This is a genomic window from Streptomyces sp. enrichment culture, assembly GCF_964273145.1.
In the GTDB taxonomy this organism is placed as follows: Bacteria; Actinomycetota; Actinomycetes; order Streptomycetales; family Streptomycetaceae; genus Streptomyces.
In genome coordinates, this window is record NZ_OZ186875.1 from 44,850 (window position 1) to 59,753 (window position 14,904).

Consider the following 14,904-nt stretch of genomic DNA (forward strand, 5'->3'; position numbering starts at 1 on the left):
ACAGCAGTTGCGGAGGGCCGCCCGTCCACAGGAACCACAACCCCGGTGCTCCTCGACGCGAACGGTGTGCGCCACGACGATACGGATGCGTGTCGAGGAGTGCCGGGGGCAGCGGGGTCCAGGGGCCGGCGAAGGCCCCTGGGGCCACCGGCCTCGACCAATCCTGCCGAGGGCCGGGGACAGTGGCCCTCCGACATCGGCCCCAGGTCGGCTCCGATGACGGACCCGCACTTATAGAGAATAGGGAGGATCACGTCTTCGCAGGTCAGACGCCTTGATGAGGTCGCGGAAGATGACTCTCAAGTCATTTTGAGTGCGCGGAAGTTGAGTGTCAGGTCAAGGTAGCCCGTGTTCATTGCGACCTATGTGCGCAACCCCGCGACCGGTACCGAAGTCCTTGCCAACATGACTCCGACGTCATGTTCGACACGTCCAACGTGCAGATAGGTCGCGTTGTTGCTATCTATGTGCGCAATCACTGCTGTGCTCCGCGTCTGGGTTTCGATCTTGAGGAGCACGTAGCGTCATGCCTGCACAGCCTCACAGGGATCCCCTCCGGGACCCTGGTTCGTCACCGCCCCGCGCGCCGAGCCCCAGCAGCCCGTACACCGGAGCTCTCCGTCCGAGGAAGAACCTCGTCGAGCTGCCGGTCGGTCACACGGCAGAGGTCAAGCCTCCGGTCACCGCCGGTGACTTCATCGGCAAGTACTTCGCCCAGGACAGCTTGGAGTTTCTGCGCTGGGCTGCCAAGTACTTCAGGGACGACAGCGTCACCCTGTGCGTACTGCTCCACATGATGGGAAGCCAGGAAGTCGGAGGGGCGGTCGAGCTCAAGCAGGCCGAGATCGCTGCTGAACTGGACATGGATCCCGCCCAGGTGTCACGGGCTCAGACCAAGTTGAAGAGACTGGGGCTGGCCTACTCGCCGAAGAAAGGGTCGATCCAGCTCCAGCCCGCGGTGACCCTCCGCGGGGGTTACCGGTTGGTCCAGAAGCCCGTTCGCGGGTCGGCGGTCAAGAGCGTCAAGGTCCAGGTGGAGCAACTGAGCCTTCTCAACGAGCTCGTGCACGACCCAGGTGTCCCGGAGGAGTTCAGGGGCATGGCTCTTCCCGGTGCGAAACTGCCCGAACCGTCGTCAAGGACGCGCAAGCGCAAGCGCACGATCAGGAAGCCGGAGGCGTGAGGATGAGGACAGCGGCGTCTGCGACCCCGGAGCCACCGGAGCTGACGTACGGCACTTTCAACGGTACTGAGTCTTTCGACGTCCCGCGGCCGGTCGCGGCGGAGGCCATCCCGTCCGTGACGTGACCGCTCAAACCATTGCGGCCCCCGCCGAGGCGGGGGCCGCAATGTGTCTAGGTTTCGGGAGACAGCGTACCGCCCAAGTCGTGCCGGTACCACCAGGGGCTCCGACGTCGGCATACATGCCGGGGCCTCCGAGCCGGATGGGCGGTCCCGCATGCCTGCTGCAGGAGGAGTCGGGCCATGCCGGACGACCTCTCCGATCCGGCCCTCGACGGACATGGAGGCGACTCCGCCTTGCTCACGGCTTGCTGGGGAACGGAGCAGCGTCAGTACTTATCACGGCGTGATAATCAGGACCTCGGCGTCACCCTGTGATCCTTGTGGTCCTGTGCCGGGGAACGGCAGCAGACGTTCACCACTCCGGAACCCCATGGCCCGGCACCGTCCGATTGAGGGCAAACGCAGTCACCGGAGAAGTCGGGCAGGAGCGCAACGGGTGCGGGCACGTCGCAAAGGTCACCGTCCGAACGCCGGGCGCCCCATGAGCGAGCACCACTGGGGACACCCACGTCGGTGGCAGGAACACGCACCGGCCCCACCACAAACCGCAGCCCCCCCACGTTGGCTTCGTCCACGAGAGCGGGACAGCACTTCGACGCCGATCGGGGACGTGGGGAGCCCACGGGATCGGGGCGGAATGTTCACGGGAGTCGGCAGGACCACCAATGGATTGGCAGAGACGGGCGCCGGGCCCCTGACATAGGTTCGAACCTGTGACGCGCGCCTTGAAGCCCCAGCCGGCGGCTCGGTGAACGGCTGGTGACCTACTTGGAGGAACGGACCTGCCGGGAGGTCGATGCCCACGTGCTGCACGACCGCCGGCTGTCCGCGGTCAGGTCCGTCCGGGAGGCACTGCGCCCGCTGGGGGTGCAAACGAGTCGTCATCGCGGCTCGGCCCCGGTCGGCCGACGTGCTTTCCCGTCCACCACGCAGACGGGGCACCATCACAACGTGAAGCATCGGCACCAGCGGTGAGGACCGTAACGCCGGTGCCCGTCGCGATGCGGGACCGCCGCCCTCGTCGCCATGGGCACGCCGGAGCCGGTTCTCATGGCCGAGCCGCGCAGGGCTGGAGCTATCACGGCGTGATAATCCCCGCCCTGCGACGTCGTCCCGACGGCGACTATCACGGCGTGATAACCAGGGCAGGGTGTCGGTCGGGTGAAAAAGCATCAGGTCTCGCAAAATGGGCGCCACTGCATTCTCCGAAGTCAGTATGCTGACGTCATGCCATCTCCTTACCCTGATGGAGACCGGGAAAAGGTAGCGTCCAAGCTGCCCTCGGCGCTCCAGCAAGCACTCAAGATCCGCGCCGCTGAGCTCAGTCTGGACATCCAGGACGCCGTCGAGGCGGCCATCAACGACTGGCGCGGCAGTACCAGCAGCGGCACGGAAGTGGACACCGCCGGGGCCAGGTCGTTCTCCACCTGGCTTCCGCCCGGCCTGTACGAGCAGTTCAAGGAGACCTGCAGCGACCGCGGCGTCTCCTACACCCAGGGCCTCGCCCAGTCGATCCGCGACTGGCTCGACGCGAACCCCTCCCCCCGGCACGGTGCCCGCGGCACCGATCCCGAACGGAAGATCGTCGGCAACCAGAAGGGCGGAGTCGGCAAGACCGCCGTCTCCGCCGGCATCGGCCAGGCTTACGCCGAGGCGGGCAAACGCGTCCTCGTCGTCGACTTCGACCCGCAGGGACACCTCAGCGAGCAGCTCGGCGTCCCCCAGATCGAACCCGACCACGACAGCCTGGTCTCCCACATGTGCGGTGAGGGCAAGGGGGATCTGCGCGACCTCGTCGTGGAGATAGAGGATCCGCGGTTCGGCAAGCGCCTGCACGTGCTGCCCGCCTGCTTCGACGGCTTCCTCCTCGACGCGAAGATCGCCGTCGTGGCGACGCAGAAGCGCGGCTTCCAGAAGGAAGCCGCGCTCGAACTGGCCCTGCGCCCCCTGGAAGCCGACTACGACGTCATCATCGTGGACTGCCCGCCCAGCCTCGGCATCGCCATGGACGCCGCTCTCTACTACGGGCGCCGACGCCGTGGTGAGCCCACCGGTGTCTCCGGGGTCATCGTCCCCGTACTCGCCGAGGACTCCTCCGCCACCGCCTACGGCATGCTCGCCCAGCAGATCGAGGACCTCTGCGAGGACCTCTCCCTCGAGATCGACTACCTCGGCCTGGTCGTCAACCTGTACGACTCCCGCCGCGGTTACGTCGCCACCTCGTCCCTGAACAACTGGAAGTCGCTCGGAGATCCGAAGGTCCTCGCCGTCATCGGCGACCTGAAGGAACAGCGCGAAGCCGTCCGCAAGCGGATGCCGCTGCTGTCCTACGCCCCCCACAGCGACCAGGCGGAGGCCATGCGACAGGTAGCGAGGGGAGCCACCCGTTGAGCAAGGCCGACATCCTGGGATCGGCGCCCGCGTTCGGCGCCGTCCGCGGCGCCCGCTCCTCCCGGCGCAGCCTCATCGACCAGACCATCGCCGGCGAGGAGTCGACCACAGCGGCCATCACCGAGCTGCCGGTCACCCTCATCAGCGACAACCCCGACAACCCGCGCAACCACCTGCGCAACCTCGACGAGACGGTGCAGACCGTCCGCGAGGTCGGCATCATCATCCCCATCGCCGTCGCCACGGTCGACGCCTACCTGCGCAACCGGCCGGACCGCGCCGACGACCTCGACGACGGGGCGCAGTACATCGTCGTCGACGGCCACCGCCGTCTCGAGGCCGCCCGCCGCGTCGGGATGGCCACCATCCCGGTCCGCGTCGACAACGGACGGGTCGCCACCGACGAGGCCCTCCTCGAGGCCGCGTTCGTCGCGAACTACCACCGCGACGACATGACGGACCTGGAGGAGGCCCATGCCCTCAAGACCCTGGTCGACTACTACGGCTCCCAGACCAAGGCGGCCAAACGGCTGGGCATCCCGCAGAACACCATCTCCAGCAAGCTGTCCCTGCTGAAGCTCACTCCCGAACTCCAGAAGGACCTCGTGACCGGGGTGCGGAAGGTGGAGCACGTCCGCAACCTCGGCAGGCTCTCCCCCGAGGAGCAGAAGGCCAAGGCGGACGAACGGGCGGAGGCAGCTCGCAGGAAGGCGCAGGCCCGGCCGCAGGAGACCGCCGGGCGTCCGGCGGACCCCGCCGATTATCACGGCGTGATAATCGCGGAGGCGCCTGCCGCCCCGGTCGCTTCGCCGCCCCCTGCGCCCCGGCCCGGTGCGGCCGTCCCGCGGAAGCAAGCTTCCGAGTCCATCCCGGAACCGCGCACCGACGCGGCGGAACCCAGGACAGCGAACGCAGAAGCGGCGCAGTCCGAGCAGCCGAAGCGGCTCCCCTACGACGACGCCTTCTACTGCGTGCACCATCTTCACCGGAAGATGAAGCCCGAGGCGTTCGTCCAGGGGGCCCGGGTGTGGATGGACATCCTGCGGGAGCAGCACCCGGACGAGTACGAGACCCTGCTGGCCGAGCTGGGAGCCCGATAGCAGAGCCGTCCCGCGGCCCCCGCTCCCCCTCCTCCGGGACGGGAGAGCGGGGGCCGTGCCGGCTCCTGCGAAGGGGGCAGCCGGAGTCGGCACGGTCAGGGAAGCCGCAGGGACCGGAGCCGTCCGGCGATGGCGCACGAATCGAGCTCCAGGGCGCGGATCTCGGTGATCAGCTCGCGCCAGACCTCGAACTCGGTGTCCACCCGCTCCCCGCGCATCTCCAGGTAGGCGACGGCCGGGCCGTAGCCGAACAGCTCGTTGCGGGCCGGGAGCGCTCCTCGATCCCACCGGAGAAGGGTGCGTCCAGCGGTCCTGCTCCGTGCGTCGGTGGCGCCGGGGGCCGCGGGGCGTGACCACCGGCCGCGCGCCCGCTCCGCCTTCGACGGGCACACCGGCACAGTGCGCGCGGACGCCATCGGCCCCCACGGCCGGGCCCTCGCCCCCGTCCCCGGTGGCGGCCGCGAAGTCCACACGCCGACACCCCGCCGCGCGCGGTGCTTGAATGCCCCCGTGCCTGACTACGACGTGCTGCGCGTCTTCTGCGGCCCCCGGGGCGGATACGGCAACGGACTCGGCGTCGTCCGCGACGGCTCCGTGCTGCCCGAGCGGGAGGACCGGCAGGCGTTCGCCGCGAAACTCGGTTTCAGCGAGACCGTGTTCGTCGACGACCCCGAGCGCGGGATCATCGACATCTACACGCCCACCCTGCGCCTGCCCTTCGCCGGCCACCCCTGCGTCGGCACCGCCTGGCTGCTCGACGTCCCCGAACTCGTCACCCCGGCCGGGGCGGTGGGCGCCCGGCAGGACGGGGAGTTCTGCTGGATCGAGGCCCGCGCCGAGTGGGTGCCGCCGCGCACCCTGCGCCAGTACGCCACCGCCGCCGAGGTCGACGACCTGCCGATCCCGCCGAAGGGCGAGTGGGTCTACGCCTGGGCCTGGCTGGACGAGGCGGCGGGCCGCGTCCGCGCCCGCGCCTTCCCCGGCCGGGACGACGGCATCGACGAGGACGAGGCGACGGGCGCCGCGGCCCTCCTCCTCACCGGCCGCCTCGGCCGCGCCCTGAACATCACCCAGGGCACCGGATCCCAGATCCTGACGGCCCCGCAGCCGGGCGGCTGGACGGAAGTCGGCGGCAGGGTCCACCTGGAACGCTGACCGCCGCCCTCCCGGGGACGGCCGCCTCCGGACCGGCGCGAACAGCAGGGTCCGCCCTGCGTCGTCGCGTGCCTGCCTCCGCACCACTTCGTCGAGGTGGACGGCGGGCAGGGCAGCCGACGGGGCCCGGTGACCAGGAGGGGGCGGCAACGGCGTGATCACCCGGTCTCGGCGAGCGGCCGGAGGGCGGCACGGCAGCCTGGTCGCGCGTGGAGGACGCCGGCGGCGTTCCGGCCGGCAGGGGTGTGGCGGCCCGGGGGACCGGGGACCGGCGGGCGGCGCGCCGGCCGCGTGGTGCCGTTCCGGCGTCCGCACAGGGCGCCGGTGCGCCGCGGACCGGTTCCGTAAGTCCGCACATGTGAAGTGGTCGCCCGGACACCGGCATCCCTAGCGTGACGCTGAGCACCGCACGGATCGCTGGCCGCAGTCGGACACCGCAGGAGAACTCATGGATCACGTGCACGAAGCGCACGGCATGGAAAGCTCCGTCTCGTCCTTGGACACCATGGGCGCCGTCTTCTTCATCGGCTGGACGGCCGCGATGTGGCTGGCCGTCGTCGTGCTCGCCTACGCCAACCGCGGGCCGGTCCGGCCCTGGCTGTACAGGACCGCGGCCGCCGTCATCGGGCTCGGCGTGATCGGGCAGATCGGCCACTTCCAGGAGCACGTCGCCCAGGCCGGCTACTGGGTGGCGCACCCCTACTCCCCGGCCTGGATGACTCCCTGGGCGAACGGCCTGGCACGCGGCATGGGTCAGGTGGACCCGGACAAGCCCGCGCTCGGCATGGAGATCCTCCACCTGACCGGCAACTTCATCTTCCTCGCCGGACTCGTCGGCATCGTGCAGATCACCCGGCGGGTCACCGCGGCCCTCACCTCCCGCAAGTGGGCCAAGATGGGCGTGTGGATGCAGACGATCCACGGCCTGGAGCATGTGGTGCTGACCGTGTCCGTCGCGCTGGGCGCCGACCGCGCCATCGGACTGTCCACCTGGTTCGGCGCGATCGACCCGGGGCCCGCGCTGGTGACGTACCGGGTGTGGTGGCACTTCGTCGCCAACCTGATCGGCACGACCATCCTCGCCATCGCGCTCTACCACCTCTGGAAGGAGCGGCGCGTGGTCAAGGCGGGGTACGAGGACCCCGTGCCCGCGCGGCCCGGAGCCGGCGAGTCCGAGCCCTGGGCCGCTTCGGCTCCCGCCTCCCGCGCCGAGGAGGCGGTGCGCGCACCCACCCCGGCCGGGCGCTCCTGAGCGGCCTCCCCCCACGCCGGAGCCGTCCCCGGCGGCGTGCCCGGGCGTCCCGCTTCCGCCGCCGTGCGGCACCGCCAGCACAAACCGTGCGGGGCCGAACGGCCGCACGCGCCGCCGTCGCCCCGGCAGCCGGTGACGGCCGCGGCGGCGGGCACGGGACGCGGGCGGCATGCGCGGCAGAGCCCGGTGTTGCCCGGCCGGTGCGGGCGCTCGCAGCGCGGGCAGCAGGCGAGGCCGCGGACGGCGGCGACCGGCGCGCAGGCCGCAGCGCCGAGGCCGTGCCGCCCGCCGGCACCCGTGGCCGTTTCCCCGCGGTGAGGCGGTGTTCCCTCCCCGCGGGCCCGCGCGCGCTGTGCCGCCACCTCGCGGCAGGCGGGGCAGCGCGCGCCGGTCGACCAGAGCACGCCCGTTTCGCAGTCCGGATCGGCACAGCCCCAACGGGGCAGGGCGACGCCCAGCAGCCACCGGCCCGGGTCCCGTATGTCGGCGGGCGAGGTCTGCGCCAGACGCTGGGTGAGCCGGGCGCGCAGACGGGGAACGGTGGTGCCGTCGTCGAGCTGCCGGGCGATCTCCCGGCCGATCCTGCGCTGCACGTAAGTGTTCACCTCGGCGAGCAGGAAGCGGACGGGTTCCAGCACGGCGTGGAGTCTGTCGCTGAAGGTCAGCCGGGGCCCGCCGTAGGGCTTCCTGCCGGGGGAGGGGGGCCGTTCCCCGTCCGCGCGCGGCGCGCGACCACCGCCCCGGGTGGGGCGCGGTGCGGTGAGGCGGCGCTCGACGCGCTTGTCCACCGGTATCTCGCCTGCGGCGGGTGAGACGGGCGCGGCGTCGTTCTCGAGTCGGTCAGTCATCAGGTCTTCCTTGTTCGCGAGCCAACGCGCACCAGCATCGGAACCTGATCGGTCATCAGGACAGGAAGAGGCGGGCACCGGTTGGTCGTACACGACGAACACATGACGTCCCTGGACCCCGGCCCGACGCCGCACGTCGATCCACCCGGAGGCGGCCAGTTCGTCGACGATGCGCCCCGCCGCGTCGGTACTGATCGCCTCTCCGGCCCGGCGGCCGGAGTGGTGGCGCAGGAAACCGGCGAGAACGCGCTCGGTCAAGGGGATCTTCTGCGCCACGGCATAGGCGATGACCGCGTACGCGCGCAGCAGGCGCGGCCGCAGGCACTCACTGGCCGCGACGGGCAGCCAGATGAACCGTTCGGTGCTGCGCAGGGGGCGTACCCGGCGGACCGCGGTGGTTCCCCGGCCGCCCGGCAGGGACCGGCGCCGGCTGTCGGGCAACTCCACGACGCCGTCGGGAGCCGGTGCGCGCAGCTGTGCCAGGCCGCGCTGGACGGTCGACGCGGACAGGCCGAGGTAGGAGGCGAGGGTGACGATCCCCGCGGTGCACCCCTCCATCCGCAAGCCGAGGGCCTTGACCTTGACGTAGACGCTGAGCGCGGCGTCCGAGTAGTGGGGCGACTCGACGAGCCGCATCGGCACCTTGACCCGGCCGCGGGGCAGGGGAGCGGGTGCGAGGCCGTCACCGCCGGTACGGCCGTGGCCGGAACGCGGCGATGACGAAACGGCATCAAGGCGGGAAGCCGTCCCACGGAAGGGCTTGAGGGGCTGGAATTTCACGGAACCTTGGTTCATCATAAAAAGGTCTCTGCGTGAGGCACGGAGAAGCCGCTGTGCGGCGACTCGAGGGTTCTGGCGGAACCTGGCAGTGCGCGTTTTCGGGGTGGCACCCGAAACGAGCCTTCGCCCGCCGAGTTGGCATCTCGACGGGCGGTGTGAGAAGACCGCGAACCCAGTGGTGGCACACTGGGTGTCGTCGGTGACATCCCCCGCTTCAAGGCGGGGGTCGCCCCTGATGGTTTACATCCTCTTCCTCGTCTCTGGGTCCGGTGGCTTCCGGATTCCCGGCTGCGGTGACGCGGCGTCCGCCCCACCGGACCAGGGCCGTGGTGGCTCAGCTCCAGGCGGCGTCCATGAACTCCGCACTCGCGTGGAAGGCGAAGAAACCTTTCTGTACAGCGTTCACCCGGATCGTGCGGCGGGTGCCGGAGGACGGGGCGGTCATGGGCTCCGGCTCCGCCTCGATCCAGCACGGGTCGTCGAACTCGACATAGCGGTTGAACGAGACGTCCATCGACGTCGGCAGCACCGCTCCCGCCCGTCCGGGCTCCACGGCGTGCGCCGCCTGGCGCACGGACTCCAGCAGCAGCATGCCCGGGACGTGGTCGAGGGCGTGGTCGAAGAGGACGGGGTGGCTGGTGTCGACGCGGAGCCGCCAGCGCTGCCGCTCAGACGTCGGCGCGAGGACGATGTCCTGCTTGCGGAGCCGGCCGACCGCGTTGCGCGAGACGGGCTCCGGCGGCTGCGGCGCCTTCGCGAACACCTCGCCGACCTCGCCCCGGCCCGCGCGCAGGCGCCGGTAGACGGCGGGGGAGTGGCTGGCGAAGCGGACGCTGGCCGTGGCGAACGGGGCCCCGTGGCGGACCGCTTCCAGGTGCATGGACATCGTGGCCGGCACCGCGCGGCGGTAGCGGATGTCCGAACAGACCACGTGGAGCTGGATGTCCGCGGGGGTGGCCTCGACGCGCAGGGCGTCCGGGTCGACGGTGAACTGCAGACGGGACCAGGTGAGGTGATAGCCGAGCGGGATGTGGTAGCCGACGTGGGCGAGCAGGGTGCTGGTCTGCCGGATGGTCTCGCACAGCAGCAGCGGGTCGTGCAGTCCGTGTTCGGGGACGTAGAAGCTGTGGCAGCGGGGCCACTGGACGGTGACGGTGAAGGTGTCGCGTCCCCGCCTGTCCCAACCGGTCGGCAGGACTTCCGACAGGGCCGCTCGGTGCACGTACTCTCTGGCGACAGTCGTGGTCAGCGCGGGTGCGGCGGCGCTGTGCGGTTCTGCAGTTGTGAGCATGCCTCTCCCCATGGCGTGCGTCGTCCCCCAAGCCCCGCCCAACCGGCCGGGCGGGGCTATAAAATAGTGGTTGTTCGTTTTTTTTGTCGAGAGGAAGCCCACCGCTCATGGTGAAGCTGCAGCAGGACCGAGCGATCAGGACGCGGCAAAGCATCATCAGGGGGGCCGCCGAGGTCTTCGACGAATACGGGTTCAACGGTGCCAGCATCAGCAGAATCATGAAACGGGCCGGCGTCTCCCAGGGGGCGATGTACTTCCACTTCAAGTCCAAGGAGGACCTCGCCCGCGCCGTGATGAACGCGCAGCCCGACACGGTCGTCCCGCGGCTGGACTCGCACGGGTTGCAGCGGATCGTGGACATGACGTTCGTGTGGGCGTGGCAGATCCAGCGGGACGTCCTGCTGCGTGCGGGGGTGCGCCTGACCAACGAACAGGAAGGCACCAGCGTCCGCGACGCCTCGCCGTACCAGGAGTGGGCGCAGATCCTCGAGGTCACCCTGCGTCAGGCGCAGCAGGAGGGCGAGGTCGTCGAGTCGGTCGACGTCCGCCGGCTCTCCGAGTTCCTCGTCAGCGCGTGCACGGGCATGCAGATGTACGCGAACGCCGCCAGCGGGCGCCGGGACCTGCCCGAGCGGGTCGCGGCGATGTGGCAGATCCTCCTGCCGGGCATCGCCACCGAGCGGATCGCCGGATCGGTCGACCTGGACGCGCACCGCTTCGCCTGACCGCCGCGCCGTCGCCCGGCCGCCGCGCCGCCGACGTCCCCCGCCCGGCCGTCCCCGCCCCCGACGATCACAGGAGGGACCCTTTCGTGCCCAGTGGACTTCGGCAGCTGCGCCTGGCCGCACTCAACATCGACGGCGTCCTGCTGAACGACACGTTCAGCCCGGTCATCCACCACTTCGTCGTCAGCCGGGGCGGCCGGTACACGGCCGAGGTGGAGCGGAACGTCTTCTCCCAGCCCCAGCAGACGGCGAGCGCCTACCTGGCGCGCGCGGTGCCCGTGCCCATGACGGGCCCGCAGGCGCTGCGGGAGTACTTCGCCGAACGCGACGCCTACCTGCGCGAGAACCCGGTCCGGGTGTCCGACGGCGCCGTCGACCTGGTGCGCCGCGCACGGGGCCTGGGACTGCGGACGGTCTGCTACGGCGGGCTGGGCAGGGAGCACTTCGACCGCTTCCTGGGCCGGTGGGCCCATCTGTTCGACGGGCCCGGCTACGTGTGCACCAACGACGTCCGGCCCGGGATCCGGGAGATCACCCAGGACGTCTTCGGCCTCGCCCACGACCAGGTGCTCTTCGTCGACGACGTGGCCCGCGTGGCGGAGAGCGCCAGGGAACTCGGCGTGCCGTTCATCGGCCGGCCCAGCACCTTCGAGCACAGCTTCCAGCGCCGGCTGATGAGACGGGCGGGCGTGCGCCACCTCGTGGAGTCGCTGCACGCCATCGATGAGACGATGCTGCGCGCCGTCGACACGCAGGCCGCCGACGGCACGGTCTGGGCCGGCGCGCGGACACGCTGCTGACCGGACGGGGCGAGACCCGCACGGGCTCCGGCCGGCGTCTTTCCATCGCTGTTCAGGGGGGTAGGGACCATGAACCGGGACAACGGGAGCACGCAGAGATCCGGCGGGCTGCTCGGGGGACGGGTGGCCATGATCACCGGGGCTTCCAGCGGTATCGGCGCGGCGGCGGCGCGGCTGTTCGCCGCGGAGGGGGCGGCCGTCGTCCTCATGGCCCGGCGCGAGGAGCGCCTGAGGCGGCTCGCCGACACCATCGCCGCGGGCGGGGGCCGGGCGCTGGCCGCACCGGGCGACGTCACGAACACCGAGGACGTACGCCGGGTGGTGGCCATGGCGGAGGAGGCGTTCGGCCACCTGGACGTGGCCTTCAACAACGCCGGCTGGGGCACCGCGGGCACGAAACTGCACGAGACCGCGGACGCCGAGTTCGACAAGGTGATGGCGGTCAACGTGGGCGGCCTGTGGAACTGCCTGCGCCACCAGGTGCCGGCGATGCTCCGCGCCGGGGCAGGGTCCGTGGTCAACACCGCCAGTACGGCGGGCGTCCTGGCGACGAGTGCGGGAGCGCCCTACATCGCCGCCAAGCACGCGGTGATCGGGCTGTCGAAGGCCGCCGCGGCCGAGTACGGCGAACGGGGGATCCGGGTCAATTCCCTGGTGGTGGGCTGCACGCGGACCGAACTGATCGAGGGAGCGGTGAAGGAACGGCCGCACCTGGAGGAAGTGTTCGCCACCCGCCAGATCCAAAAACGCATGGCGGACCCGTACGAAGTGGCGCATGCCGCGCTCTGGCTCGCCGGCCCGCACGCCTCCTTCGTCACGGGGACGGCGATGGCCGTGGACGGCGGTCGGACCGCCATCTGAGACGACCGCCTCGACGGGGTGCCGGACGGACCGGCGCGGGTCCGCCCGGCACGCAGTCAGTCGGCCGGCTCCCCCGTCGCCGTCGTGTCCGGCCGGGCACCGGCCGGACACGACGGCGAGGACACGGGCCGCGGCCGGCCGGCCGCGGACGGCTCGTCGGCGGACAGGCCCACGAGCGCCAGGTGCCAGATCCGCTTGAGCTGGGCGACGGCGCTGTCGAACGCGGGGTTCGAGCCCATCCGTGTGCGCAGGTATGCCTCCGCCCCGCTGGTCAGGTGCTCCACGAGCATCGTGACGTCGGCGGGCAGGGCGTCGGTGTGGAGCTGGCCGTTCTCGTACGCCCGGTCGAGCAGGCCGCGGACCATCGGCAGCCAGGAGTCCGACCAGGCCTCGGCGTTCGGGCGTTCGCGGGTCAGACGGATGGCGGACCGCACCGAAGGCTCCCGCTCCATCAGCCTCACCAGCTCCAGCGTGAGGTCGACGACCAGACGCAGCGGCGGCGCCGAGGAGGCGGGAAGGTCCTTCAGCGCGGCCAGGGTCACCGACCGCCCCTCCTCCTGCACCGCGTCCGCCAGATGCGCCTTGGAGGGAAAGTGGAAGGTCACCGCCCCGATCGACAGGCCCGCCGCCGCGCTGATCCGTGACAGCGACGTCGCGTCGTACCCGTGGCGGTCGAATTCCTCGGCCGCCGCCTTGATCAGGGCCTGACGCGTGCGCAGGGCCCTCTCTTGTTTCACCACACCGTCTCCCGAAGAGGGCTCCGAGCGGCCGGGGAGTCCAGGGACCCGGCCGCGGCCGGTCCGCGCACCGCCCGGGCGTCCCGCAGAGAACAGACGTTCACCTTCCGCTCCAAGGCTGGCGCTCCCCTCCGGCTCGGGACAAGGCGGAGTTGCCCAAGGTGTCCCGGACCTCTGCAGCTCACAGGGGGGACCGGGGCGGGCGGCGGGGCGGCCCGGGGGGTGGCGGACCGCTCCCGCGGAGCGCTGGAGCCATCCCCTCGGCCGGGCGCGGCGGGGACCGACTTGGCGAAGTGCATGCGGCAACTCTCCTGAGTCGCAAAAAAAAGAGGGCGTTCGCTATTATTTTACTGCCGGTCGGCGGCCGCACACCGAGATCAGGGAGGGAACTCGCCATGGGCGCGCATGCTCTGACGGCCGATCACGTCTCGATATCCGCTTTCTCCGAAAGGATTTTCGAGTGTCTGCCGCGGGTCGACCAGCGGCGCTGGGCCCGTGCCTACCTGCAGGGCCTGCTCACCACCCCGGGCAAGAAGTCGGTACGCCGGCTCGCCGCGGCGGTCTCGTCCTCACCGGCCGCGTCGCAGTCGCTGCACCAGTTCGTCAACGCCAGTCCCTGGGACTGGGGGCCCGTCCGGGCGGAGCTCACTCGGTGGGCCGAGCAGCGCGGCACGCCCCCGCGCGCCTGCGTGGTCGGGCAGGCGGTGCTGCGCAAGCGGGGTGAGCACTCCTGCGGCGTGCACCGCCGCTTCCTGGCCTCCACGGGCCGCTCGGTCACCTGCCAGGTGGGCATCGGCATGTTCCTGTCCTCCCCCGGCCGGGCCGTGCCGGTCGACTGGCGCCTGCTGCTCCCCGGTTCCTGGGCGAAGGACCCCGAGCGCCGTGCCCGGACCCGCATCCCCGCCGAGGTGGGTCCCCGCTCCGCCGAGCAGCACGTCCTCGACCTCGTCGACACGCTCGCCGCCAACAGCCGGACCGCGCCCCTGCCGGTCGTCGCCGATCTGGAGGCCGTCGGCGGGACCAGCGCGGCGACCCTGCTGCAGGGCCTCTCCCTGCGCGGGCGGGACTTCGTGGTCGCCGTACCCGGCAGGCTCCAGGTGGCCGTGGGCTGGCGCCTGCGGCCGCAGTCCTCCCGCGGGCGGGACGGGCAGGACCTGGTGCTCGCGGCGCGCCGCCTGTTCGAGTCCGACGCCGGCACCTTGACCCGGCTGGAGAGCGTGGCCCCCTGGGACGGGCGCGGCCGGCACACCACGGTCATGTCCGGCTTCGTGCGCCTGCCCGGTTCGGGACGGGCCGGTGAGCGCACCGACCGCACCCACCGGCTCTTCGCCGTCCGCCCCGAGGGGGGACGGAGCCCCGCCCAGCTGTGGCTGACCAGCCTCACGCACACCCGCATGGAGACGGTGCTCGCCCTGACGCAGACGCTCGCGCAGGCCGAGCAGTCCGTGCGCGCGATGGCGGACGGCTTCGGCCTGTCCGACTTCGAGGGCCGCTCCTACCCCGGCTGGCACCACCACATGACGCTGGTGTCGGCCGCGTACGCCTACCACCGCCTCGAACGGCGCCCCACGGGCGAGGGGGAGCGGACGCTCGCCGCCGCCTGAGCGGACCGCGGCGCGTGAACCCGGCGCGTCTTCGCCAACTCGGGTACCTTCACGC

At 71.3% G+C, this 14,904-nt stretch carries 12 protein-coding genes; 9 read left to right on the forward strand and 3 right to left on the reverse strand.

Annotation, left to right across the window (positions count from 1 at the left end):
• Positions 1 to 526 precede the first annotated feature (526 nt).
• The 3 genes from ACSU6Z_RS29440 to ACSU6Z_RS29450 all read left to right on the forward strand — a co-directional run bounded on the left by ACSU6Z_RS29440 (position 527) and on the right by ACSU6Z_RS29450 (position 4,796).
• On the forward strand, positions 527 to 1,183 hold the full coding sequence (locus ACSU6Z_RS29440) for a hypothetical protein (RefSeq protein ID WP_437050660.1): 657 nt from the start codon (positions 527 to 529) through the stop codon (positions 1,181 to 1,183).
• Between the two features lie 1,349 nt (positions 1,184 to 2,532).
• Positions 2,533 to 3,696 carry a ParA family protein gene (locus ACSU6Z_RS29445; protein ID WP_437050662.1) on the forward strand — a complete coding sequence of 388 codons (1,164 nt, stop codon included), beginning with the start codon at positions 2,533 to 2,535 and terminating at the stop codon, positions 3,694 to 3,696.
• The gene (locus ACSU6Z_RS29450) at positions 3,693 to 4,796 is read left to right on the forward strand and encodes a ParB/RepB/Spo0J family partition protein (protein ID WP_437050663.1); all 1,104 of its coding nucleotides are present in this window, start codon (positions 3,693 to 3,695) and stop codon (positions 4,794 to 4,796) included. The genes ACSU6Z_RS29445 and ACSU6Z_RS29450 overlap by 4 nt, the downstream gene beginning before the upstream one ends.
• A gap of 95 nt (positions 4,797 to 4,891) precedes the next feature.
• On the opposite strand, the gene ACSU6Z_RS29455 is transcribed toward ACSU6Z_RS29450, so the two are convergent.
• Complete coding sequence (locus tag ACSU6Z_RS29455) at positions 4,892 to 5,212, reverse strand: toxin Doc (RefSeq protein WP_437050665.1); 321 nt, start codon at positions 5,210 to 5,212, stop codon at positions 4,892 to 4,894.
• Positions 5,213 to 5,306: 94 nt separating this feature from the next.
• Between ACSU6Z_RS29455 and ACSU6Z_RS29460 the strand changes: the two genes are divergently transcribed.
• On the forward strand, positions 5,307 to 5,951 hold the full coding sequence (locus ACSU6Z_RS29460) for a PhzF family phenazine biosynthesis protein (protein ID WP_437050667.1): 645 nt from the start codon (positions 5,307 to 5,309) through the stop codon (positions 5,949 to 5,951).
• Positions 5,952 to 6,399: 448 nt separating this feature from the next.
• Entirely contained in the window at positions 6,400 to 7,203 is an 804-nt protein-coding gene (locus tag ACSU6Z_RS29465) for a DUF6008 family protein (RefSeq protein WP_437050669.1), read from the forward strand.
• A gap of 1,962 nt (positions 7,204 to 9,165) precedes the next feature.
• On the opposite strand, the gene ACSU6Z_RS29470 is transcribed toward ACSU6Z_RS29465, so the two are convergent.
• Positions 9,166 to 10,122, reverse strand: coding sequence for a ScbA/BarX family gamma-butyrolactone biosynthesis protein (locus ACSU6Z_RS29470; RefSeq protein ID WP_437050670.1), 957 nt, complete (start codon positions 10,120 to 10,122; stop codon positions 9,166 to 9,168).
• 107 nt (positions 10,123 to 10,229) lie between these two features.
• On the opposite strand from ACSU6Z_RS29470, the gene ACSU6Z_RS29475 reads away from it, so the two are divergent.
• From ACSU6Z_RS29475 to ACSU6Z_RS29485, 3 genes are all read left to right on the forward strand, one after another.
• On the forward strand, positions 10,230 to 10,847 hold the full coding sequence (locus ACSU6Z_RS29475) for a ScbR family autoregulator-binding transcription factor (RefSeq protein WP_437050671.1): 618 nt from the start codon (positions 10,230 to 10,232) through the stop codon (positions 10,845 to 10,847).
• An 86-nt stretch (positions 10,848 to 10,933) separates the two neighbouring features.
• Positions 10,934 to 11,647, forward strand: a complete 714-nt coding sequence (locus ACSU6Z_RS29480; protein WP_437050673.1) for an HAD family phosphatase — start codon at positions 10,934 to 10,936, stop codon at positions 11,645 to 11,647.
• A gap of 69 nt (positions 11,648 to 11,716) precedes the next feature.
• Positions 11,717 to 12,508 (forward strand): glucose 1-dehydrogenase, encoded by a 792-nt coding sequence (locus ACSU6Z_RS29485; protein ID WP_437050674.1) that lies wholly within the window; start codon positions 11,717 to 11,719, stop codon positions 12,506 to 12,508.
• 56 nt (positions 12,509 to 12,564) lie between these two features.
• On the opposite strand, the gene ACSU6Z_RS29490 is transcribed toward ACSU6Z_RS29485, so the two are convergent.
• Positions 12,565 to 13,245, reverse strand: coding sequence for a TetR family transcriptional regulator (locus ACSU6Z_RS29490; RefSeq protein WP_437050676.1), 681 nt, complete (start codon positions 13,243 to 13,245; stop codon positions 12,565 to 12,567).
• A gap of 395 nt (positions 13,246 to 13,640) precedes the next feature.
• On the opposite strand from ACSU6Z_RS29490, the gene ACSU6Z_RS29495 reads away from it, so the two are divergent.
• On the forward strand, positions 13,641 to 14,849 hold the full coding sequence (locus ACSU6Z_RS29495; protein ID WP_437050678.1) for an IS701 family transposase: 1,209 nt from the start codon (positions 13,641 to 13,643) through the stop codon (positions 14,847 to 14,849).
• Positions 14,850 to 14,904 lie beyond the last annotated feature (55 nt).

Coding starts and splice junctions, on each gene's coding strand:
- ACSU6Z_RS29440 (WP_437050660.1), top strand. CDS start 527: ATGCCTGCACAGCCTCACAGGGATCCCCTCCGGGACCCTGGTTCGTCA.
- ACSU6Z_RS29445 (WP_437050662.1), top strand. CDS start 2,533: ATGCCATCTCCTTACCCTGATGGAGACCGGGAAAAGGTAGCGTCCAAG.
- ACSU6Z_RS29455 (WP_437050665.1), bottom strand. CDS start 5,212: ATGGCGTCCGCGCGCACTGTGCCGGTGTGCCCGTCGAAGGCGGAGCGG.
- ACSU6Z_RS29465 (WP_437050669.1), top strand. CDS start 6,400: ATGGATCACGTGCACGAAGCGCACGGCATGGAAAGCTCCGTCTCGTCC.
- ACSU6Z_RS29470 (WP_437050670.1), bottom strand. CDS start 10,122: ATGCTCACAACTGCAGAACCGCACAGCGCCGCCGCACCCGCGCTGACC.
- ACSU6Z_RS29475 (WP_437050671.1), top strand. CDS start 10,230: ATGGTGAAGCTGCAGCAGGACCGAGCGATCAGGACGCGGCAAAGCATC.
- ACSU6Z_RS29485 (WP_437050674.1), top strand. CDS start 11,717: ATGAACCGGGACAACGGGAGCACGCAGAGATCCGGCGGGCTGCTCGGG.
- ACSU6Z_RS29495 (WP_437050678.1), top strand. CDS start 13,641: ATGGGCGCGCATGCTCTGACGGCCGATCACGTCTCGATATCCGCTTTC.